The sequence below is a fragment of the Nocardia sp. NPDC024068 genome (assembly GCF_040638875.1).
Lineage (GTDB): Bacteria > Actinomycetota > Actinomycetes > Mycobacteriales > Mycobacteriaceae > Nocardia.
This window is the reverse complement of sequence record NZ_JBEZYU010000046.1, coordinates 23,855-45,666: the sequence shown is the minus strand read 5'-3', so window position 1 is coordinate 45,666 and position 21,812 is coordinate 23,855. Positions and strand designations below refer to the sequence as shown.

At 69.1% G+C, this 21,812-nt stretch carries 21 protein-coding genes; 8 read left to right on the top strand and 13 right to left on the bottom strand.

The genetic code is table 11. From position 1 onward, the window contains the following. Positions 1-336 precede the first annotated feature (336 nt). The gene (locus AB0F41_RS25035; RefSeq protein ID WP_357427772.1) at positions 337-1,437 is read right to left on the bottom strand and encodes a zinc-binding dehydrogenase; all 1,101 of its coding nucleotides are present in this window, start codon (positions 1,435-1,437) and stop codon (positions 337-339) included. Between the two features lie 137 nt (positions 1,438-1,574). Between AB0F41_RS25035 and AB0F41_RS25030 the strand changes: the two genes are divergently transcribed. Next, complete coding sequence (locus AB0F41_RS25030) at positions 1,575-1,970, top strand: VOC family protein (protein ID WP_357427770.1); 396 nt, start codon at positions 1,575-1,577, stop codon at positions 1,968-1,970. A gap of 42 nt (positions 1,971-2,012) precedes the next feature. Here AB0F41_RS25030 and AB0F41_RS25025 read toward each other — a convergent pair whose 3' ends face one another. After that, complete coding sequence (locus AB0F41_RS25025) at positions 2,013-3,224, bottom strand: MFS transporter (RefSeq protein ID WP_357427784.1); 1,212 nt, start codon at positions 3,222-3,224, stop codon at positions 2,013-2,015. A gap of 89 nt (positions 3,225-3,313) precedes the next feature. Here AB0F41_RS25025 and AB0F41_RS25020 point away from each other — a divergent pair, with 89 nt between their 5' ends. Continuing rightward, a complete protein-coding gene (locus AB0F41_RS25020; protein WP_357427768.1) occupies positions 3,314-3,637 on the top strand; it encodes a helix-turn-helix domain-containing protein in 324 nt (107 codons plus the stop codon). Between the two features lie 61 nt (positions 3,638-3,698). On the opposite strand, the gene AB0F41_RS25015 is transcribed toward AB0F41_RS25020, so the two are convergent. The 4 genes from AB0F41_RS25015 to AB0F41_RS25000 all read right to left on the bottom strand — a co-directional run bounded on the left by AB0F41_RS25015 (position 3,699) and on the right by AB0F41_RS25000 (position 9,221). Beyond that, positions 3,699-5,009, bottom strand: coding sequence for a pitrilysin family protein (locus AB0F41_RS25015; protein ID WP_357427782.1), 1,311 nt, complete (start codon positions 5,007-5,009; stop codon positions 3,699-3,701). Between the two features lie 80 nt (positions 5,010-5,089). Then, a complete protein-coding gene (locus AB0F41_RS25010) occupies positions 5,090-7,399 on the bottom strand; it encodes a polyribonucleotide nucleotidyltransferase (protein ID WP_357427766.1) in 2,310 nt (769 codons plus the stop codon). Between the two features lie 398 nt (positions 7,400-7,797). Beyond that, on the bottom strand, positions 7,798-8,067 hold the full coding sequence (gene rpsO, locus AB0F41_RS25005; protein WP_357427765.1) for a 30S ribosomal protein S15: 270 nt from the start codon (positions 8,065-8,067) through the stop codon (positions 7,798-7,800). 188 nt (positions 8,068-8,255) lie between these two features. Continuing rightward, positions 8,256-9,221: a bifunctional riboflavin kinase/FAD synthetase gene (locus AB0F41_RS25000; RefSeq protein ID WP_357427763.1), complete on the bottom strand. Its 966-nt coding sequence runs from the start codon at positions 9,219-9,221 to the stop codon at positions 8,256-8,258. A gap of 110 nt (positions 9,222-9,331) precedes the next feature. Between AB0F41_RS25000 and AB0F41_RS24995 the strand changes: the two genes are divergently transcribed. From AB0F41_RS24995 to AB0F41_RS24985, 3 genes are all read left to right on the top strand, one after another. Next, positions 9,332-10,075 carry a metal-dependent transcriptional regulator gene (locus AB0F41_RS24995; RefSeq protein ID WP_357427761.1) on the top strand — a complete coding sequence of 248 codons (744 nt, stop codon included), beginning with the start codon at positions 9,332-9,334 and terminating at the stop codon, positions 10,073-10,075. Positions 10,076-10,253: 178 nt separating this feature from the next. Beyond that, positions 10,254-11,501, top strand: coding sequence for an aminotransferase class III-fold pyridoxal phosphate-dependent enzyme (locus AB0F41_RS24990; RefSeq protein ID WP_357427759.1), 1,248 nt, complete (start codon positions 10,254-10,256; stop codon positions 11,499-11,501). 82 nt (positions 11,502-11,583) lie between these two features. Then, entirely contained in the window at positions 11,584-12,078 is a 495-nt protein-coding gene (locus AB0F41_RS24985) for a DUF3830 family protein (protein ID WP_357427757.1), read from the top strand. Positions 12,079-12,088: 10 nt separating this feature from the next. Here the strand turns inward: AB0F41_RS24985 and AB0F41_RS24980 are convergent, their stop codons facing one another. The 3 genes from AB0F41_RS24980 to AB0F41_RS24970 form a co-directional block, all read right to left on the bottom strand. Beyond that, positions 12,089-12,892: an alpha/beta hydrolase gene (locus AB0F41_RS24980; protein ID WP_357427755.1), complete on the bottom strand. Its 804-nt coding sequence runs from the start codon at positions 12,890-12,892 to the stop codon at positions 12,089-12,091. 225 nt (positions 12,893-13,117) lie between these two features. After that, positions 13,118-14,521: an amidase gene (locus AB0F41_RS24975; protein ID WP_357427753.1), complete on the bottom strand. Its 1,404-nt coding sequence runs from the start codon at positions 14,519-14,521 to the stop codon at positions 13,118-13,120. Positions 14,522-14,534: 13 nt separating this feature from the next. Beyond that, positions 14,535-15,500: a D-2-hydroxyacid dehydrogenase gene (locus AB0F41_RS24970; protein ID WP_357427751.1), complete on the bottom strand. Its 966-nt coding sequence runs from the start codon at positions 15,498-15,500 to the stop codon at positions 14,535-14,537. A 107-nt stretch (positions 15,501-15,607) separates the two neighbouring features. Here AB0F41_RS24970 and AB0F41_RS24965 point away from each other — a divergent pair, with 107 nt between their 5' ends. From AB0F41_RS24965 to AB0F41_RS24955, 3 genes are read left to right on the top strand one after another with little or no spacing between them, the layout of a single operon-like run. Further along, positions 15,608-16,327 (top strand): Asp/Glu/hydantoin racemase, encoded by a 720-nt coding sequence (locus AB0F41_RS24965; RefSeq protein ID WP_357427780.1) that lies wholly within the window; start codon positions 15,608-15,610, stop codon positions 16,325-16,327. Positions 16,328-16,372: 45 nt separating this feature from the next. Beyond that, positions 16,373-17,104, top strand: coding sequence for a maleate cis-trans isomerase (locus AB0F41_RS24960; protein WP_357427778.1), 732 nt, complete (start codon positions 16,373-16,375; stop codon positions 17,102-17,104). Beyond that, positions 17,091-17,771, top strand: a complete 681-nt coding sequence (locus tag AB0F41_RS24955; RefSeq protein WP_357427749.1) for a GntR family transcriptional regulator — start codon at positions 17,091-17,093, stop codon at positions 17,769-17,771. Before AB0F41_RS24960 ends, AB0F41_RS24955 begins: the two co-directional genes overlap by 14 nt. 5 nt (positions 17,772-17,776) lie before the next feature. Here the strand turns inward: AB0F41_RS24955 and truB are convergent, their stop codons facing one another. The 4 genes from truB to AB0F41_RS24935 all read right to left on the bottom strand — a co-directional run bounded on the left by truB (position 17,777) and on the right by AB0F41_RS24935 (position 21,757). Beyond that, a complete protein-coding gene (gene truB, locus AB0F41_RS24950; protein WP_357427747.1) occupies positions 17,777-18,676 on the bottom strand; it encodes a tRNA pseudouridine(55) synthase TruB in 900 nt (299 codons plus the stop codon). Beyond that, positions 18,676-19,344: a 4'-phosphopantetheinyl transferase Npt gene (gene npt, locus AB0F41_RS24945; protein WP_357427745.1), complete on the bottom strand. Its 669-nt coding sequence runs from the start codon at positions 19,342-19,344 to the stop codon at positions 18,676-18,678. Before npt ends, truB begins: the two co-directional genes overlap by 1 nt. A gap of 36 nt (positions 19,345-19,380) precedes the next feature. Then, positions 19,381-20,340: a metallophosphoesterase gene (locus tag AB0F41_RS24940; RefSeq protein WP_357427776.1), complete on the bottom strand. Its 960-nt coding sequence runs from the start codon at positions 20,338-20,340 to the stop codon at positions 19,381-19,383. A 70-nt stretch (positions 20,341-20,410) separates the two neighbouring features. Further along, on the bottom strand, positions 20,411-21,757 hold the full coding sequence (locus AB0F41_RS24935; protein ID WP_357427743.1) for an MATE family efflux transporter: 1,347 nt from the start codon (positions 21,755-21,757) through the stop codon (positions 20,411-20,413). Positions 21,758-21,812: the final 55 nt, after the last annotated feature.

Genomic DNA, 21,812 nt, shown 5'->3' with positions numbered 1-21,812 from the left:
CCTGTCAGCACGCGAGACAATGCGCCGCAGGCGCGAGTATCGCGTGCTGACAGGCGACGCTCAGGGGGCCGAACCCCCGCGCGCGCCAGCGCGCCAAAAACACAGCACCTTCGCGAGCAAGGCCACCTGCCCCACCTTCACCTCGCAGGTCACCTACCAACTCCCACACGCAGGCTCACCTACCCACCTTCACCTCGCAGGTCACCTACCAACTCCCACACGCAAGCTCACCTACCCCACCTTCACCTCGCAAGTCACCTACCAACTCGCACGCGCAAGGCCACCTCCCCACCCCCACGAGCCAGGGATCCCAGCCCTGTCACCGCCCCCGGCCCCTCAGAACGTGATCACCTGCCGAAGTGCATGCCCCGCCGCCAGCTCATCCATCGCCCGGTTGATCTCCCCCAGCCCGATATGCGAAGAAATCAGCTTCTCCACCGGCAACCGCCCCTCCCGCCACATACGGACATACTCGGGAATATCCCGTGACGGCACCGCCGAACCGAGGTAGCTGCCGATGATCGAGCGCCCCTGGGCGACCAGTCCGAGTGGCGAGATGCTCGCCCGGGCCTCGGGTGCGGGCAACCCGACCGTCACCGTCGTACCGCCCGGCGCCGTGGCCGCGACCGCGCTCTCGAACGCGCGCGCCGAGCCGACCGCCTCGACCACCACCTCCGCCGCTATACCGTGATCGGCGATTTCACCCGGAGTGAAGGCACCGGTCGCGCCGAGTTCTCGGGCGAGGGTGAGCTTTTCGGGGACGGTGTCGACGGCGATGACCTCTCGGACACCCAGCGACACCGCCACCAGCACCGCCGCCATCCCCACGCCGCCGAGGCCGACCACCATCACCCGGTCGGTGGCGGCAGGCCGGGCGGAGTTCAGCAGCGCGCCGCCGCCGGTGAGGACCGCACAGCCGAGGACGGCCGCGACTTCCGGCGGTACGTCGTCGTCGACGGGGACGACCGAGCGCCGGTCCACGACGGCGTAGGTCGCGAATCCGGAGACCCCGAGGTGGTGGTGGACGTCGTGGCCGTCGCGGCGCAGCCGGCGCCCGCCGCCGAGCAGTTCGCCCGCGTTGTTGGCGGCACTGCCGGGTACGCAGGGGGTGCGGCCGCCCGAAGCGCAGCCGGGGCAGTCGCCGCAGCGGGGCAGGAAGGTCATCACCACCCGCTGCCCGACCGGGAGCCCGGCGCCGGGACCGGCCTGTTCCACCCTCCCGGAGGCTTCGTGGCCGAGCAGCATCGGCACCGGCCGGACCCGGTTGCCGTCGACGACGGACAGGTCGGAGTGGCACAGTCCGGCGGCTTCGATCCGCACGAGCAGTTCACCGGGTCCGGGGTCGGCGAGTTCGAGCTCGCTGATGGTGATCGGCGCCGATTCGGCGTACGGCGCCGGCGCGCCGATCCGTTCCAGGACTGCTCCACGGATTCTCATGCCGACCACGCTATGCCCACAGTGGGACCCGGGCATGATCCGGATCGGACTATGCTGGTTGGCCGTGACGGTGCTCCCGTTGGCCGCCTTGTACCGAGCCCGGGGTCGGGACCGTCACGATCCGAGGAGATATTCCTTTGTCCATCCAGTTCAACCACACCATCGTCGGCTGCCGTGACAACCGGGCGTCGGCCGAGTTCTGGGGCGATATCCTGGGCGTGGAACCGGGCGCCCCGTGGGGCCACTTCATTCCGCTGCCCACCGCGAACGGCGTCACCTTCGATTTCGCGAACGTCCCGGAGCATGTCACCGAGATCCAGGGGCAGCACTACGCCTTCCTGGTCTCGGAGGCCGAGTTCGACGCCGCCTACGCCAAGATCCAGCGCTACGGCATCGAGCACTGGGCCGACCCGCAGCAGCGCGCCGCGGGTGCCGTCAATCACAACGACGGCGGGCGCGGCGTGTACTTCCTGGACCCCAGCGGTCACTACATGGAGTTGATCACGGTCCCCTACGGGGGTTGGCCGGAGTGAGCTCATCCGGGCGGCGGGGGTGACCCGCCGCCCGGTCCCGGTTCAGGCCCGGGCCGCTTCGGCCCGGGCACCCGGACGCAGGCCGAGCCCGGCGGCGATGAGACACGCGAGCGCCACCGCGCCGATGAACCACGGGAATACGGTGCTCAGCCCCCAGGTGGTCGCGGCCCAGCCCGCGATCACGGTGGGCAGCGCCATGGCGGTGTAGGCGGCGAGGTAGTACGCCGACATCGTCTCCCCGCGTTTGTGTTCGGGGACCACGTTCGAGAGGTGCCGCAGCGACCCGCCGAAGCCGAGCCCGAAGGTGGCGCCGAGGACGACGCCGATGCCCACGACGGCGACCCAGTTGTGGGTGGCCAGGGCCGGGATGGTGAGCAGCAGCGCGACCGCCATGCCGATATCGCCGAGGATCGCCGCGGTCCGGGCCGGGACGCGGGTCGCGAACAGTTGCACCAGTGCCGCGGACAACGCCGTGGACGCGACGACCACGCCGCCGAAGACCAGGTTGTGGATTCCGGTCTGCTCCGCGGCGAGCGACGGGTACAGGGAGAGCAGAACGCCGAGTACCGACCATGCCGCCATCACGCCGAGCGCGGAGAACCAGAAGTCGGCACGGATTTCCGCCGGTACCGCCGGCCGCGCGATCCGGATCCGGCCGGTCACCCGCGCGGCATGCGGTTCCCGCAGCGCGAGTACCGCGGCGCCCACGATCAGGCAGATCACGCTGATGACGACATAGGGCGTCCGCAGCGGGTTGGGCGCGTATTGCGCGAGCAGCGCGGAGCCCAGGATCGCCACCGCCATACCGACATTGAAGGCGACGCCGGTGAGCTGGCCCGAACGCGCGCCGTGGTCGGGGCGCAGATCCAGCAGGGCCGCGGCCCCCGCCACCACGGTGGCTCCCACCGCCAGGCCGTGCAGGGCCCGAGCCAGCACCAGCATGGGCACCGTATCGGCGAAGACGAAGACGATCAGTCCGACGATCATCGTCGCGAAGGCGCCGAGCAGCACCGGTTTGCGGCCGACCACATCGGAGATCCGGCCGGAGACCAGCACGGCCACCAGTGCCGCGACGGCGTAGACCGCGAATACGACGGTGGTGGTGAACGGCGACAGATGCCATTCCCGTTCGTAGATGCCGTACAGCGGTGCCGGGACGCCCGACACCCCGAGCGCGACGCCGGTTGCCGCCAGTACCAGTGTGTATGCCCAGGACTGTCCGGTCCGGTCCGGCACTGCCACAGTCGCTGTCATCCGCACCCCGATCAGGTAGGTTTGATGAGTATCCAACCGGATCGACGGTATCGCACGGTACGACGAACATCAAACTTGAACGAGGCACTATGACGGACACCACCGCCACCGAGGCCGTTCCCGTGGCCGCCCTCCCTGCCGTTCTCGCCGCGCTGCACGACCCCGTACGCCTGGAGATGGTGCGCCGGCTGAGCAACGCCGGTACCGCGGTGCGCTGCGGCGCGCTCTACGACGGGGTCAACAAGTCCACCGCCACCCACCACTTCAAGATCCTGCGGGAGGCCGGTGTCACCGAACGGCTGATGATCGACGGCCAGACCTGCCAGCGCCTGCGCACCACCGAACTCGACGACGCCCTCCCCGGCCTGCTGACCTCGATCGTCGATGCCGCAAACCGCGCCCACCGGGACTGACCCGTACCGCAGCCCGCCACCTCGGTCGCGCGGACGTCACCGGGAAAGGTGCCGTCCCGGCTCAGGCGCCGACCAACCGGCCCACCGCGGCGGGCAGATCGCGGCGGCGGCGATACGGTCCGGCGACCGACGCGGCGAACGGCCGCGCGAGCAGGGAACGGGCGATCTCGCCCACCTCGTCGGTGGTGACCGCATCGATCCGGGCCAGGGTCTCCGAAACCGATCGGTGATTGCCGTAGCTGAGTTCGCTGCGGCCGATCCGGTTCATCCGGGACGCGGAATCCTCGAGCCCCAGCACCAGACCACCACGCAACGACCCCTTCGCCCGAGCACATTCGGCGTCGGTGATGCCGTCGGCGGCGACCTCCTCGAGCACTCCGCGCGCCAGTTCCGTCACCTCGTTCAGATTTTCCGGCTGGCAGCCGAGATACACCGAGAACGCACCGGTATCGGCGAAGGTGTCCACACTCGAATACACCGAATAGGCCAGACCGCGCTCTTCCCGGATCCGCTGGAACAGCCGCGAGCTCAGCCCGCCGCCGATCACCGTGTTCAGCACCGACAACGGCCAGCGCCGCTGCCCTTCGTGCCGTCCGTAGGCACGCACCCCGAAGACCAGATGGGCCTGTTCGCTGTCGCGGTGGCTCCAGCTCAGGTCCGGAACGCTGCGAGTGCGGAACCGGCCCTCCCGGCGCGGGGCCGGCAGCGCCGCGGGATCGAGCCGGCCGGCCACCGCCCGGTGCACCAGTTCCACGGTGTGCTCGTGCTCGATGTTCCCGGCGACCGCCACCACCATCCGGTCGGGGGTGTAGCGGCGCTGATGGAACGACCGCAACTGTCCCGCGCGCATCCCCTCGATGGATTCGACGGAACCGATGATCGGCCGCCCGATCGGATGGTCGCCGAACAGAGCGGTGAGGAACGCGTCGCCGACGAGGTCCTCGGGATCGTCGTCGCGCATCGCGATCTCTTCGAGCACGACCTGGCGTTCGACGTCGACGTCCACCGCGCGGCACAGACCGTTGAGCACCACATCGGAGACGAGGTCCACCGCCAGCGGCAGATCCTCGTCCACCACATGCGCGTAGTAGCAGGTCTGCTCCTTGGCGGTGAACGCGTTGAGTTCACCGCCGACGGCGTCCATGGCCTCGGCGATATCGAGGGCCGAACGGGTCGGCGTGGCCTTGAACAGCAGATGTTCCAGGAAATGCGCCGCGCCTGCCACGGTCGGTCCCTCATCACGGGAACCGACCCCGACCCACACGCCCACGGAGGCCGACCGCACCCCGGGGACCTGTTCGGTCACCACCCGCAGACCGCCGGGCAGGACGGTGCGCCGCACCCCGTTGTCGATATCGACCGTTTCGCCGATCCGCCACTGCGATGACGAACCCCCCTGGCCGCTCGGGCGCAGGGGGGCCGTCGTTTTCTGCTCCGTCACACAGACCAGTACTACTCGGTCGCCGCGGCGTCCGCAGCAGCGGGCGCGTCGTCGGTCTTCTCCTCGGCTCCCTCGTCGACCGGAACCAGCGAGATCTTGCCGCGGTTGTCGATATCGGCGATCTCGACCCGCAGTTTGTCGCCGACGTTCACGACATCCTCCACCTTGGCGACGCGTTTACCGTTGCCGAGCTTGGAGATGTGCACCAGACCGTCGCGACCCGGCAGCAGCGAGACGAACGCACCGAACGCGGTGGTCTTGACCACGGTGCCCAGGAAACGCTCGCCCACCTTGGGCAGCTGCGGGTTCGCGATGGCGTTGATCGCGTCGATCGCGGCCTGCGCCGACGGTCCGTCGGTCGCGCCGACGAACACGGTGCCGTCGTCCTCGATGGAGATATTGGCGCCGGTGTCGTCGGTGATCTGGTTGATCATCTTGCCCTTGGGCCCGATGACCTCGCCGATCTTGTCGACCGGGATCTTGATCGCGGTGACCCGCGGCGCGTACGGGCTCATCTCGTCCGGGGCGGCGATGGCCTCGGCCATCACGTCCAGGATGGTGGTCCGGGCGTCGTGGGCCTGGCCGAGCGCGCCCGCCAGCACCTGCGACGGAATACCGTCGAGCTTGGTGTCCAGCTGCAGCGCGGTGACGAACTCACGCGTTCCGGCGACCTTGAAGTCCATATCGCCGAACGCGTCCTCGGCGCCGAGGATATCGGTCAGCGCCACGTAGCGGACCTCTTCGGCGCCCGACTCGTTGGTGACGGTGTCCGATACCAGGCCCATCGCGATACCCGCGACCGGCGCCTTCAACGGAACACCGGCGTTGAGCAGCGACAGGGTCGACGCGCAGACCGACCCCATGGAGGTGGAACCGTTGGAGCTCAGCGCCTCGGAGACCTGGCGGATCGCGTAGGGGAACTCTTCCTGGCTCGGCAGCACCGGCACCAGCGCCCGCTCGGCCAGCGCACCGTGGCCGATCTCGCGGCGCTTGGGCGAACCGACCCGGCCGGTCTCACCGGTCGAGTACGGCGGGAAGTTGTAGTGGTGCATATAGCGCTTGGAGGTTTCCGGGCCGAGCGAGTCGACCTGCTGCGCCATCTTGACCATATCGAGGGTGGTCACGCCCATGATCTGGGTTTCGCCACGCTCGAAGATCGCCGAACCGTGCGCCCGCGGCACCACGGCGACCTCGGCGGACAGGGCCCGGATATCGGCCAGACCGCGACCGTCGATGCGGAATCCGTCGGTGAGGATGCGCTGCCGGACCAGTTTCTTGGTGACCGACCGGAACGCCGCGCCGAGCTCCTTCTCGCGGCCCTCGAACGAGGCACCGAGCTTCGACAGCACGTCGAGCTTGATCTCGTCGATCTTCTCCTCGCGCTCCTGCTTACCGGCGATGCTCAGCGCGTCCGAGAGCGGGGCCTGGGCGGCCTCCTCGACGGCGGCGTAGGTGTCGTCGGCGTACGGCGGGAAGAGGGGGAAGTCCTCGGTGGGCTTGGCGGCCAGTTCGGCCAGGTCCTGCTGGGCGCGGCAGAGCCGGGCGATGAACGGCTTGGCGGCTTCCAGGCCCTCGGCGACGACCGCCTCGGTCGGCGCCTGCGCACCGGCGTCCAGGTGTTCGAGCACATTCTCGGTGGCCTCGGCCTCGACCATCATGATCGCGACATCGCCGCTGTCGGTGACCCGGCCGGCGACGACCATATCGAAGACGGCCTTCTCCAGCTGGTCGTTGGTCGGGAAGGCCACCCACTGGCCACCCGTCGGGGTGCCGACCGCCGGATCGTTGATCAGCGCGACCCGCACGCCACCGACCGGACCGGAGAACGGCAGGCCGGCGAACTGGGTGGAAGCCGAGGCCGCGTTGATCGCGACCACGTCGTAGAGATCCTTGGGATCCAGGCTCAGCACCGTCACCACGACCTGGATCTCGTTGCGCAGCCCGTCGACGAACGAGGGACGCAGCGGCCGGTCGATCAGGCGGCAGGTGAGGATGGCGTCGGTGGAGGGGCGGCCCTCACGGCGGAAGAAGGATCCCGGGATCCGGCCCGCGGCGTACATACGCTCTTCCACGTCCACGGTGAGCGGGAAGAAGTCGAACTGGTCCTTCGGATGCTTACCGGCGGTGGTCGCCGACAGCAGCATGGTCTCGTCGTCCAGGTAGGCGACGACCGAGCCCGCGGCCTGTTTCGCGAGCCGGCCCGTTTCGAAACGGATGGTGCGGGTGCCGAACGCGCCGTTGTCGATCAGCGCTACGGATTCGAAAACACCCGGTTCGACCTCGATGGCCGAGCTCTTCGAGCGTTCGGTGGTTTCTGTCATTCTCTGTTCTCAACCTCTCGTCTCGCCGGACCGGCGCGGCGATGGCGCGATCCGGCTGTGTCAGCCGTACCAGGTATGGACGCGGCGCGAGGGCGGAGCCGCGGTGACCGGCGTGGGTCAGCGGTGTCCGTATTCGAGCTGCGGCGCGTACACCCGGCCGGAATCCCCTTGGATCCGGCGACGCGGAGGCGGTCATCGATCGAAGCTCTCCGGCGGTGTCGTCCGGGCCGAAAAGCCACTACCGAAGACCGACGCCACGAGCGCGGGTGGTTACGGCTGTTGTGTCGATCCTCGTGCACCGGTCTCCCCCGTGCACGAAAATGCCGACGAGGCGATTGTATGCGCCCCGCCGGCATGCCTGCCGCCCGGCTCACGGAACCGGGCGTGTTCACGATCTGTCAGCGCCGCAGGCCCAGGCGTTCGATCAGGCTGCGGTAGCGGTTGATGTCCTTGGCGGCGAGGTACTTCGACAGCCGCTTGCGGCGGCCGATCAGCGCCATCAGGCCGTGGCGGGTGTGGTGATCGTGCTTGTGCTGCTTGAGATGCTCGGTGATATCGGAGATCCGCTTGGTCAGCAGCGCGATCTGCGCCTCCGGCGAACCGGTGTCGGTCTCGTGCAGACCGTACTCGGTGAGGATCGTCTTCTTCTGCTCGGTGGTCAGTGCCATGGGGCATCCACTCCTGTTTCTCAGTTCCGCGCGTAAGGTGCCCGGACGGCCGCCGATATCGGGAATTCACCGAAAAGGGGGAAATCCGATCGTCCGGCCGGATGATCCGGGTCGGGCGCCGCCGCGGACCGCAGCAGACCCGACGGGACACATTACCCGATCCGCTCCGGCCCACCCCCGCGGGGGAACTATCGCCCGGTGTCGAGGACCTTCCGGGCGGCGTCCACATCGCGCCCCATCGCGCCCACGAGATCGTCGATCGAATCGAATTTCTGCATCCCGCGCAGGTGGTCCACGAAATCCACGGCGACGTGCTGACCGTACAGATCGGCCTCACGGTCCAGCACGTATGCCTCCACGGTGCGGGCCCGGCCCGAGAAGGTCGGGTTGGTGCCGACCGAGATCGCGGCCATGACCGGCTCGCCGGGAGTGACGGTGCCGATGGCGGGCCCGGGCCCCAGGACGGTGAACCAGCCCGCGTAGACACCGTCGGCGGGGATCGCGGCATGCATCGGCGGGGCCACGTTGGCGGTCGGGAAGCCCAGCGCCCGTCCCCGGCCGTCACCGTGCACCACCACGCCCTCGACCCGGTGCGGCCGGCCCAGCGCGTCCGCCGCGGCGGCCATATCGCCCGCGTCGACGCAGGCCCGGATGTAGGTGGAGGAGAAGGTGACGGCATGTTCGCCCAGCAGGGTCACCCCGTCGACCTCGAAGCCGAACCGGCCACCGAGTTCGCGCATGGTGGTCACCGTGCCCGCCGCCTTCTTGCCGAAGGTGAAATTGTCCCCCACCACCACCTCGGCGACGTGCAGCCGTTCCACGAGCAGGTTGTGCACGTATTCGGAGGGGGTCAGCTTCATGAACTCATGGGTGAACGGCATCACGCAGAACACGTCGACGCCCAGTTCCTCGGCGAGTTCGGCACGCCGGGTGAGCGTGGTGAGCTGCGCCGGGTGCGAACCGGGCCGGATCACCTCCATGGGATGCGGATCGAAGGTCATCAGCACGGCCGGGACGTCACGCGCGGCAGCCGACTTCACCGCCCGGCTCACCAATTGCGCGTGCCCGCGATGAACACCGTCGAACACGCCGATCGTGAGAACGCACCGCCCCCAGTCCGCGGGTACGTCGTCGAGACTTCGCCACCTCTGCACAGACGACAAGCCTACGCAAACAAGCGCCCGCACCGTATTCGGGTGGGATCGGTGCGCGGGCCGCGGATCGGCTACACCCGGCGGCGCCATCTGTGTGGATCACGACCCGAATGCCTAAGCTCGTGGATGTGCCCGGAAAACGAGATGTCACCACCCGACGGGAACTCGCCGACCCCGGGGAATCCGCCGCTCCGGGACTGTCATCGGTCGCGCAGGACTATCTGAAGGTCATCTGGACGGCCCAGGAGTGGTCGCAGGAGCGGGTGAGCACCAAACTGCTGGCCGAGCGGATCGGCGTCTCCGCGTCGACGGTGTCGGAGGCGGTGCGCAAACTATCGGACCAGGGCCTGGTGGAGCACGCCCGGTACGGCTCGATCACCCTGACCGAGGAGGGCCGCCGCGCCGCGATCGCCATGGTGCGCCGGCACCGGTTGATCGAAACGTTCCTGGTGAGCGAACTCGGTTACGGCTGGGACGAGGTGCACGACGAGGCGGAGATCCTCGAACACGCGGTCTCGGATCTGCTGATGGCGCGGATCGACGCGAAACTCGGTTTCCCGGACCGGGATCCGCACGGCGATCCGATCCCCTCGGTGGACGGCGCGGTGCCCACCCCGGAGGCGCGGCGACTGATCGAGTTCGATGCCGGCGACGCGGGCCGGGTGGCCCGGATCTCCGATTCCGATCCGGAGATGCTGCGGTATTTCGATTCGGTGGGTATAGCCCTGGACACCCGGATCGTGGTGGTGGAGCGACGGGATTTCGCGGGCACCATCGCGGTCCGGATAGGCCGTGACGACGCCTTGACGGATCTGGGCAGTATCGCCGCCGAGGCCATCTGGCTCCGGTACTGACCGGACGCGCGGGCGGCGGTTCACCACCGGACGCGCGGCGGTAGCGGCGTGGGCATTGCCGGAACCCCCACCGACGTGCTATCCATATTGTCAACAATCCGACAATCTGATTGCTCTCGATTCCGCATATTCGTCGGTTCGCATCGCCGCACCGACCGTCCCGGGAGGCGCAACCCCAATGACCGAACTTTCCCCGCTCCTGAAGCAGGCCACCCCGGTCACCGTGGATCACGGCTCCGGCTGCTATCTCTACGATGTCGACGGTCGCCGGTACCTCGACTTCACCGCCGGTATCGGCGTCACCAGCACCGGGCACTGCCATCCGCGCGTGGTGGAGGCCGCCCAGGCGCAGGTCGCGAAACTGATCCATGGCCAGTACACGACGGTGATGCACAAGCCGATGCTGGAATTGACCGAACGGCTCGGCACGGTCCTGCCCGAAGGACTCGATTCGGTGTTCTACGCCAACTCGGGCAGTGAAGCGGTGGAAGCCGCCCTGCGCCTGGCCCGGCAGGCCACCGGGCGGCCCAATGTGATCGTCTTCCACGGCGGATTCCACGGCCGCACCGTCGCCGCCGCCACCATGACCACCTCCGGCACCCGTTTCTCGGCCGGTTTCAGCCCGCTGATGGGTGGCGTTCACGTGGCACCCTTCCCCACCGCCTACCGCTACGGCTGGACCGAGGCCGAGGCGACGTCCTTCGCGCTGCGCGAACTGGACTACCTCTTCGCCACCCTCACCTCCCCGGCCGAAACCGCCGCCTTCATCGTGGAGCCGCTGCTCGGCGAGGGCGGGTACATCCCCGGTAACAAGACGTTCTTCCAGGGCCTGCGCGAACGCGCCGACCGGCACGGCATCGTCCTGATCTTCGACGAGATCCAGACCGGATTCGGCCGCACCGGTAAGTTCTTCGGCCACCAGCACTTCGACGTCCGGCCGGACGTGATCACCATGGCCAAGGGCCTGGCGAGCGGCTTCCCGATCTCCGGAATCGCGGCATCGAAGGACCTGATGAGCCGCGCCTGGCCGGGTTCCCAGGGCGGCACCTACGGCGGTAACGCCGTGGCCTGCGCAGCCGCCCTCGCCACGCTGGACGTCATCGAATCCGAGGGTCTGGTCGAGAACGCCCGGGTCCGCGGCGAGCAGTTGCTGGCCGGGGTGCGGGCCGCGGAATCCAAGGCGATCGGCGATATCCGCGGGCTGGGCCTGCTGGTCGGCGCCGAATTCACCACCCCCGACGGCGAGGCCGACCGCGAGACCGCCACCGCGGCCCAGCAACTCGCGGCCGCCAAGGGACTGCTGCTGCTGACCTGCGGCGCGCATATGAACACGGTGCGGATGATCCCGCCGCTCATCGTCTCCGAGACCCAGGTCGCCGACGCCCTCGCCATCTGGTCGGAGGTGCTCGCGGAACTGGGGCAGTGACCCCGGTACCGACGCACCCGGCCACCACCGGGCGACCGGCGGACCACGCCGGTCACCCCCGCACGACCACCAGGACGGATACATGGCCCGCTATATGACGATCACCCTCACCAAGGCCGGTATCACCTGCCGGGCCCGCCTGCTCGACGAGCAGGCGCCCGGCACCTGCGCCGCGGTATGGGACGCCCTCCCCCAGGAAGGCGACGCCTTCCACGCCAAATACGCCCGCAACGAGCTCTACACCCTGGTGCCCCGGATCACCGCCGCGCCGCACCGCGAGAATCCCACCGTCACCCCGATCCCCGGGGACGTCTGCCTGTTCGATTTCGAACCGTGGGAGATCGGTAATCCGGCCTACGGTTACGAACCCGGATCGGCCGCGCACCACGCTCAGGGCGCCACCGATCTGGCGCTGTTCTACGGGCGCAACAACCTGCTCCTCAACGGCGATGTGGGCTGGGTCCCCGGCAATGTCTTCGCCACCATCGAGGACGGCCTGGACGAGCTGGCCACCGCGTGCAACACGCTGTGGATCCACGGCGTCGCGGGGGAAACCCTGGCCTTCGCCCGCGGCTGATCCGGACCGCTCAGCCGAGGAACCCGGCCAGTACCGCGGCCACCTCGGCGGGGATCAGCGACGGCGCGAAATGCGATTGGCCGGGGAAGGTCCGCAGGGTGGAGTGCGGCAGCACCGTCGCGAGCCGTTCGACGGTCTCCGGCATCGGCTGCCAGGTGTCGGCGCCGCGCATGAGCAACGTCGGCGTCGTCACCGCCGACCAGCGGTCGAGATAGGTGGTATCGGCGATCATCGATTCGAGATCGCGGCTCCAGCCGTAGGAATCATCGGGTTCCTCGGCGGGTGGTTCGCCGGCACCGGCCGCGTCCAGCATCGCGGCCGGAACCCGGGCCACTTTCTCGGCCAGCAGCCGCTCCGCCCGCCCGCGGTTCCCGTTTCCGGCCAGTTCCTCGAACCGCGCCAGAACGGGCGCGAGTTCGGCACCCGCGGCATACAACGGCGGTTCCCACAGCGCCAGCGACCGGACCGGTAGCCCCGTCGCGGCCGCGTGCAGGGCGACGGTGGCCCCGTAGGACATCCCGGCCAGATGAGCGGGCACTCCGATCAGCTCGATGAGCGCACCCAGATCACGCACCTCGTCGGAGAAATGTTTGGGTGAGCTGCCGGGTCCGCTGGGCGCGTAGCCCCGCCGCGCCGGCAACCACAGCTCGAACTGCTCCGCGAGTTGCTCGGCCACGGGTTGCCAGGAATGCAGTCCGCCGCCGGACCCGTGGACCATGATCACCGGAGCTCCCGACCCGATCCGCCGGTACCGGATCGTGGTTCCGTCGAACGAGACGAACGACGCGGGCGGTTCGCTGGTGAATGCGGCCATGGAACCAACTCTTGCAGAACCCCGTGCCGGTCCTCCAGCGAAATCCGCGTGTCGTGGTTGGGTCCGAGGGCGGTATCGGCCCCGGGGCAGCCACATCAGGCCCGGGGCAGCGACGTGGCATCGGGGCCCGGTATCGCTCGATGGCGGGCGTTCGATCCGCTGGTGCAGGTGGATGCGTCGCCCTCGGGCAGCGCCGCGCCCGCCGTCCGGGGAGGACCGCCCCGGTCACCGGGCGGCCAGTACCGCCTCCGCGAAACGGCCGACCGCCAGCACGAGATCGTCGGAATGGCGCGGGCCGACGATTTGCAGACCCACCGGCAAACCCTCGCTCGTGAATCCGGCCGGGATACTCAGCGCCGGCTGCTGGGTGAGGTTGAACGGGTAGGTGTAGGGCGTCCACTCCGGCCAGCCGCTCATCCCGCTACCGGGCGGGACGTCGTATCCGGCGGCGAAGGCCGGAATCGGAACCGTCGGGGTGATGAGCAGGTCGTAGGCGGTGTGGAAGGTGCCCATAGTGATACCGACCTGGGCGGCGACGGCACGGGCGTCGAGGTATTCCATCGCACTCACCGTCTCGCCGTACTCCCACACCCGGCGCAGGCCCGGGTCGGCCTTCTCCCGGGAGCCGGGCGGGAACGAGGCGAGCATCGCGGCCGCACCGGCCGCCCACAGTACGTCGAAGGCCTCGCGCGGATCGGGGAACCCGGGATCGGCGGTGGAGATCCGCAGACCCGCGGCGTCCAGGGCGTCCACCGCCGCGGCCACCACGGCCTCGACCTCGGGGTCGGGCCGTACGAAACCGAGAGTCGGCGAATAGGCCGCGGTGACACCGCGGACCTCACGCTGCATCTCGCCCCGGAAGGTGGTCGGGGTGGGCGCCAGCGAGGTGGGGTCCCGCGGATCGGGCAGGGCGAGGATATCCATCAGCAGCGCCGCGTCCTCGACGGTCCGCGTCATCGGCCCGGCATGCGCCAGCGGACCGAACGGGCTGGCCGGATACAGCGGGATCCGGCCGTGGGTGGGTTTGAATCCGACGATGCCGCAGAAGGACGCCGGGATCCGGATGCTGCCGCCGCCGTCGGTACCGACCGAAACCGGGCCCATTCCCGCCGCCACCGCCGCCGCGCTGCCCCCGGAGGAGCCGCCCGCCGTCCGGGCGGGGTCGACCGGATTGCGCGTGATACCGGTGAGCGGGCTGTCGGTGACCGCCTTCCAGGCGATTTCGGGGGTGGTGGTCTTCCCGACCATCACCATGCCGTCCTCCCGGACCCGGGCGGCGACGGGACTGTCCACCGGCCAGGGCCCGTCCGGGTCGATGCTCAGTGAACCGCGGCGAGTGGGCCAGTCCTCGGTGAGGAAGATGTCCTTGATCGAGATGGGCACACCGTCGAGCAGGCCGCGGACATGACCCGACTGCCACCGCGCCTCGGAGTCCTTGGCCTGCACCAGCGCCCGGTCGGGATCCACCAGGCAGAAGGCGTTGACGTCGCCGTCGCGGGCGGTGATGGCCTCGAGCACCGCCTCGGTCGCCTCGACCGGGGACAGCGTCCCGGCGGCGTAGGCGGAGACCAGCTCGACCGCGGTCATGGCGGCCGGGTCGGTGGTCTGCGGGGTCTCTGGCTGGTTCATCTGCGGCCCTCCTTCAGCGGGGCACGTACCCCAGCGTCTTGTCGACGACGTTGTCCAGCTGCCGGCCGGCCAGCCAGTGGTCGAAATTGGTGGTGAATGTGTTGACGATATCGTCCCGCCAACCGGCGAAATCACCCGAATTGTGCGGTGTGATGTGAGCATTCGGCAGCTGCCACAGCGGATGCCCGGGCGGTAACGGTTCCGGGTCCACAACGTCGAGGGCTGCGCCCGCGATCGCCCCGGACTCCAGCGCGGTGACGAGATCGTCGGTGATCACCAGTTCACCGCGGCCGACATTGATGAACCGGGCATGGGGTTTCATTGCCCCGAATGCCCCGGCGTCGAACATATGCCGGGTCCGGTCGGTGAGCGGCGCGATGGCCACCACGTAATCGGCGCCGGGGAGCTCGGCCTGCAGATCGGCGCCGACCGTGCCGAAATCGGGATCGCCGGTGCGGGCTCGGCGACCGACCGCCCGCACCTGCATGCCCACGGCGCGCAGCAGGCCGGCGACGGCGCGGCCGATCGATCCGGTGCCGACGATCAGCGCGGTGGCGCCGGCGATCCGCTCGGATTCGCGATGCCGCCAGATCCGCTGCTGTTGCAACCGCGTCGAACCGGTGAAATCCTTGGCGAAATCGAGAATCTGGCCGAGGACGTACTCCGCGATGGCGGTATCGAAGATGCCGCGGGCGTTGGTGAGCACCACGTCGGCGGCACGCAGTTCGGGGAACATCACCGAATCCACGCCGGTGGCGCCCATATGCACCCAGCTCAGGGAGTCCGCGGCGTGCCAGGCGCCGGGGACCGCGTCGGTCTGGAAGTCGTAGACGAACAGCACATCCGCACCCGGAAGCGCGGCCGCCAACCCGGCGGAATCCGTATACCGCACCGTGGCCCGCGCACTGACCGGCGACATGAGCGCCGGATCGGGCAGCTGGTCACTGTGCAGCACGGTGACAATGGGGCCCGATTTCATATTGACACAGTATGATCACATCGTATGATTGTCAACAATCCGATCGTTCTCGGAGGTCTTCCCGGCTGAGTGCGAGAGGGGCCGCAGTGGAGTTCGATTTTCCCGATATGGAGGGTCCGGTAGCCCAACGCGGCATCGGTGTCATCGCACCCTTCGACCTGGCGCTGGAGCGCGAACTCTGGCGCTGGGTGCCGCTCGAGGTGAGCCTGCACCTGGCGCGCACACCCTACGAGCCGGTGCCGGTCTCGCTGGCCATGGCAGAGCTGGTCTCCGATGCCGTCCACCTCACCGCGGCGACCCGCAATGTCCTGCATGTGGAACCCGAGGTCGTCGCCTATCTCTGCAACTCCGGCAGTTTCATCAAAGGTATCGAGTACGAACGTTCCCTGCGCGACACCATCTGCCGGGCCGGCGCCGCGAACGCGGTCACCACCTCCGGCGCCCTGCTCGAGGCGGTCCGGCATCTGAACATCGAGCGCATCTCCGTGATGACCCCTTACGACGAACTGCTCACCGGCAAATTGCGTGACTTCCTCGACGAAGCGGGCTGCACCGTGGTCCGGTCCGAGCATCTGGGTCTCGGCGGCGGTATCTGGAAGGTCAACTACCGCACCATCGCCGAACGCATCCTGGGCGCCGACGATCCCAGCGCGGAGGCGATTTTCGTCAGCTGTACCAACCTCCCCACCTACGACATCATCGAACCGCTGGAAAAGATGCTGGGCAAACCGATCCTGACGGCCAATCAGCTCACCATGTGGGCCTGTCTGGGGCGGATGAAACTGCCCATGATGGGGCCCGGCCGGTGGCTGCTGGAGGTTTTCTGAAATATGACGTCCACGAACAACACCCAGCACGGAAACGGAGCGCCCATGCCGGTCCCGACCATCGGTTTCATCTACCCCGACCACGCGGCCGAGGACGACTACCCCAGGGCCGAAGCGCTGCTCGGCGCCCGGCTGCCGGTGACCCATATCTACGGAACGGATCTGCATGCCGTGCCGGAACTGCTGGATCTGGGCAGCCCGGAGAAGCTCCGCCGCGGTGCCGCGCAACTGGCCCCGCAGTCCCCCGACGCGGTGGTCTGGGCCTGCACCTCAGGAAGTTTCGTCTACGGTCCCGAGGGCGCCCGCGAACAGGTCCGGGGCCTGTCCGAGGCCGCCGGGGTCCCGGCGTCGAGCACCAGCTTCGCGTTCGTGGCCGCGGCTCGTGCCCTGGGGGTACGGCGGGTGGCCGTCGCGGCCAGCTATCCCGAGGATGTGGCCCGGCTGTTCGCCGATTTCCTCACCGACGCCGGTATCTCGGTGGTGGCGTTCAGTAGCTCCGGTATCGACACGGCCGCTGAGGTGGGCACCCTGAACACCGAGCAGGTGCTGGAACTCGCCGTCGCCAACGACCACCCCGACGCCGAGGCCCTGCTGATCCCCGATACCGCGATGCACACTCTCGAGGTGTTGCCCCGGCTGGAGGCGGCGCTGGGTAAACCCGTTCTCACCGCCAACCAGGTCACCATCTGGGAGGGGTTGCGGCTGGTGGGCGCCACTCCGGCCGCACCGGCGCTCGGAGCCCTGTTCGCGGAAAGGTTCCAGCATGTCGGTAGTTGATTTCGAACCCGTCAATCAACGGTCCACCGCCGAGATGATCGCGGATTCGCTTCGTGACGCGATCATGCGCGGCGGGCTGGAACCCGGCGCCCAGCTGGGCGAAGCGGATCTGGCGGCGCAGTTCGGGGTCTCGCGCGGACCGGTCCGCGAGGCCATGCAGCGGCTGGTCTCGGAGGGACTGCTGCACAGCATCCGCAATCGCGGCATCTTCGTCATCGAACTCACGCTGGCCGATGTCGTCGATATCTACCGCGCCCGCACCGCGATAGAAGGCGGCGCACTGGCCCTGATCCTCGACGGCCGCCGCGAAATCGCCTACGAGGCTCTGGGAGCCGGTGTCACGGCGATGCAGGAACGCGCGCAGGCCGGCGATGCGGCCGGTGTTTCCGACGCCGACCAGAAGTTCCACGAAGCGCTGGTGGCCTCGGCGGGTAGCGCGCGGCTGGTGCGGGCGGCGCGGACCCTGCTGATCGAGACCCGGATGTGCCTGGGCGCGTTGCAGACCACCTATCCCGATCTACGGGTCCAGGCCGACGAACATGTGGCGCTGCGCGAGGCGATCGGCGCGGCCGCACCGCATCGCGCGCACACCCTGCTGCGCGACCATATGACCGACGCGGTGCAACGCCTGCACGGCCGCTTCGCCGAGGAACCCGTCTCCGGCTGACCGGATCAGTCGATCAAACCGCGCGGCCGTACCACCAGTACCGGCGCCGCGCGGTTTCCCTTCTCCTGCAGTAGGGCGATCGCCTTCCCGTCCTCGGTCAGCGCCGCGTACACACCCGATATCCCGGCCGGTTCCAGCCACCGGCCGTCGCGGAGCTTTCCGGTCTCGGCGGTATCGATGACCCGGGGCGGGAAACACAGCCGGATCGCGGCATCGATATCCAGGCTCGGCACCGGATCGTCGGCGAGCTCGTCGAGGGTCCGCGCGTGCTCGAGGGTGAACGGCCCCACGCGGGTACGCCGCAGCGCGGTGAGATGGCCGCCCACCCCGAGCGCCGCGCCCAGATCGCGCGCCAGCGCCCGCACATAGGTCCCCGAGGAGCATTCGACCAGCACGTCCAGGTCGACCAGCCCCTCCGCGGGCAGATCCCGTCTGGCCAGGACATCGAACCGGGAGACCGTCACCGGTCGCGCCGCGAGGGTCACCTCTTCGCCGGCCCGGTGCCGGGCGTAGGCGCGTTCGCCGTCGACCTTGATGGCGCTCACGGTGGCCGGCACCTGCTGGATCGCACCGGTGAGCGCGGCGACTCCGGCGGCGATCGCGTAATCGGTGACCTGCCCGGCCGGGGTAGTGGTAAGGATCTCGCCCTCGGCGTCGTCGGTCGTGGTGGACCGGCCCAGCCGGATCGTCGCGGTGTAGGCCTTGGTGGTGAGGGTCAGCAGTCCCAGCAGTTTGGTCGCCCGCTCCACCCCCAGCACCAGCACCCCGGTCGCCATCGGATCGAGCGTGCCGGCATGCCCGACCTTTTTGGTACGCAGCAGTTTCCGGGCCCGCGACACCATATCGTGGCTGGTCGGGCCGCCGGGTTTGTCGACGATCAGCAGACCGCCCAGGATATCGGCCATCAGCCGTGCGCGATCGCGGTGAGGATGAACCCGCCGGTGATCAGCCAGCGGCCGTCGAACGAGGTCAGCGGCATACCGCCGTCCTCGGTCCGCCCGGGCACCAGGAGCTGGGACCGGAAGGTACCCGAACCGGTTCCGGCACCGGACTCACCGATGGTGAAGGTGATCTGCGCGTCCTCGAAACCGAGCCAGCGCGCGGTCAGCGGGAACCACGCCTTGTAGGTGGCCTCCTTGGCGCAGAACAGCAACCGGTCCAGGTGCAGGCCGGAATCCGTGGTGCGCAGCCATTCCCGTTCGGCGGGCAGGCTCACCGAATCCAGTACGCCTTCCGGCAGCGTCTCGTGCGGTTCGGCGTCGATTCCGATCGACCGGTACCGCAGCCGGTGTGCGAGCGCCGCACCCCGGAAACCGTCGCAGTGGGTGAGGCTGCCGACGATCCCACGCGGCCAGACCGGCGCGCCGCGCTCGCCCTTGCCGATCGCCACCGCCGGTTCCCCCAATTGGGTCAGCGCCTGCCGGGCACAATGCCGGGCGCCGATGAAGTCGCGCCGCCGCTTCTCCACCGATTTCGCGATCAGGTGTTCCTCCGCGGGGTGCGGTTTCAGATCCTCCGGATAGTCGAGCAACTCGGCGGAGGCAACGTCGGCGGGCAGGATTGTCTCGATCATCGTCGCCGAGCCTACTGGGTGGGTATGCGCACGACCTCAGCCGATCCCGCGGCGGCGCTCCGCTTTGGCGCGCATCTCGGCGGCGGCCGCGGCCATCTCGGGCGTCACCACGAAATGCCCGCCCCATTCGTTCAGGTCGCCGGGCGCGTACCGGGGGTCGGGCAGGATCTGGCGCAACAGCCGGTCGGGTTTACCGCGCTTCTGCCATTCCCGCGGATAGCCCAGCGAGACCTCCTCGAACCGGACGCCGTCGTAGTAGGTGGTGCGCGGAATGTGCAGATGCCCGTAGACGGCGCAGACCGTGTTGTAGCGGGAATGCCAGTCGGCGGTGTGCTCGGTCCCGCACCACAGCGCGAACTCCGGGTACCAGAGCATATCGGTGGGTTCGCGGACCAGCGGGAAATGGTTGATCAGGACCAGCGGCGTCCGCTCGGGCAGACTGTCGAGCCGGCGCCGGGTGTAGCGCAGCCGCGCCTCGCACCAGGCGTCGCGGGTCAGATACGGGTCCGGGGAGAGCAGGAACTCGTCGGTCGCCACGACATTGCGCTCCCTGGCGATGGCCAGGCCCTCGGCCTTGGTCCGCGCCTCCGGGGGCCGGAAGGTGTAGTCGTAGAGCAGGAACAGCGGGGCCAGGGTTACCGCGCCGCCGTACTCCTCCGCACCCGCGCCGGTCCACACGGGGAACGGATCCTCGGGGGTCACCACGTCGAGGTCGCGGCACAGCGACACCAGGTAGTCGTAGCGGGACACCCCGTGCATCTGCACCGGATCCTTGGAGGTGGTCCACAGTTCGTGGTTACCAGGCACCCAGATCACGTTCGCGAACCGCTCGCGCAGCAACTTCAGCGCCCACCGGATATCGTCGCTGCGTTCGGCGACATCGCCGGCCACGATCAGCCAGTCCTCCGGGGAGTCCGGGTGGATATCCTCGACCACCGGTTTGTTGCCCTGGTGACCGACATGGATATCGCTCACCGCCATCAGTTTGGGTATCACCACACCCACCTTCGCATATCGTGTGCCGAGACCGGCACGAACGTACCGCGCGGCGCCGAGCCCGGTGTGGTCAGGCCGGGATATCGGCCCCGGTACGGACCCAGCGCCCCGATAACGCCCGGCCGCTCACCGCCGCCAGGCGCAACAGCATGAACGCGATCAACCCGCACCAGATTCCGCCGATCCCCCAATCGAAGGCCAGCGAGAGCCAGATCGCCGGCAGGAAGCCCAGCAGCGCCGCCCCGAGGGTGGTGGTGCGCAGATAGGCCGCGTCCCCCGCGCCCAGCAGCACCCCGTCCAGCGCGAACACCACCCCGGCCACCGGGATCATCGCCACGAAGAACCACCACACGACCCCGGTCCGGTCGAGGACCGCGGCATCCTGGGTGAACAGCGGCGGAATCACCGCGGCACCCGCCGCGAACACGGCGGCCAACCCGAGCGCGAAAATCTCCGACCAGGCGGTGACCCGCCGCGCCACCACCCGCGCGCCGGGGGCGTCGCGCGCGCCCAGCGCCGAACCCACCAGGGTCTGCGCGGCGATGGCCAGGGCATCCAGGGTGAGCGCGAGGAAGTTCCACAGCTGGAGCACCAGCTGATGCGCGGCCACCGACGGCGCGCCGAAGCGGGAGGCCACCGCCGCCGCCGAGACGAAACAGGTCTGGAAGGCGAGGCTGCGCACGATGAGATCGCGGCCGAGCACCAGCTGTGCCTTCATCACCGGCAGGCGTGGGGCCAGCGGCACTCGCGCCCGCACCAGCGCGGTCAGGAACAGTGCCGCGGTGACCGCTTGACCCACCACGTTCGCCACCGCCGAACCCGGCAGTCCCATCCGCGGCATACCGCCCAGACCGTGCACCAGCAGCGGGCACAGCACCGCCGACAGCGCAAGCCCCGCCACCACGTAGATGAGTGGCCGGCGCGTGTGCTGGACACCGCGCATCCAGCCGTTACCCGCCATCGACAGCAGGATCAGCGGTACACCGAACAGCGCGATCCGTATCCACGCCAGCGCCGCGGCCGCGATATCGGCGTCACCGGCGATCGCACCGGCGATGGGGACCGCGGCGATCTGCACGACCACGACGATCAACACCCCGATCCCGCCCGCGAGCCAGCTGGCCTGCACCCCCTCCTCGACCGCGGCCGCATCGTCCCCGGCGCCGTGCCGGCGGGCCGAGCGCGCCGTGGTGCCGTAGGCGAGAAAGGTCAGCTGCGAGCTGACCTGGGCGAGGATCAATCCGCCGACGGCCAGTCCCGCCAGCGCCAGCGCACCGAGCCGGCCCACCACCGCGAGATCGAACAGCAGATAGATCGGTTCGGCGACCAGGACACCGAGGGTCGGCAGCGCGATTCCCAGTATCCGGCGCGGACCCGCCTCGACCGCCGGCGCCGCCGCCGTCACGTCCGTGGGCACCTCGTGCTCTCCGTTCTCACCACCGGCCACCCCGTCCCCGCGGGACTCGGCCGGC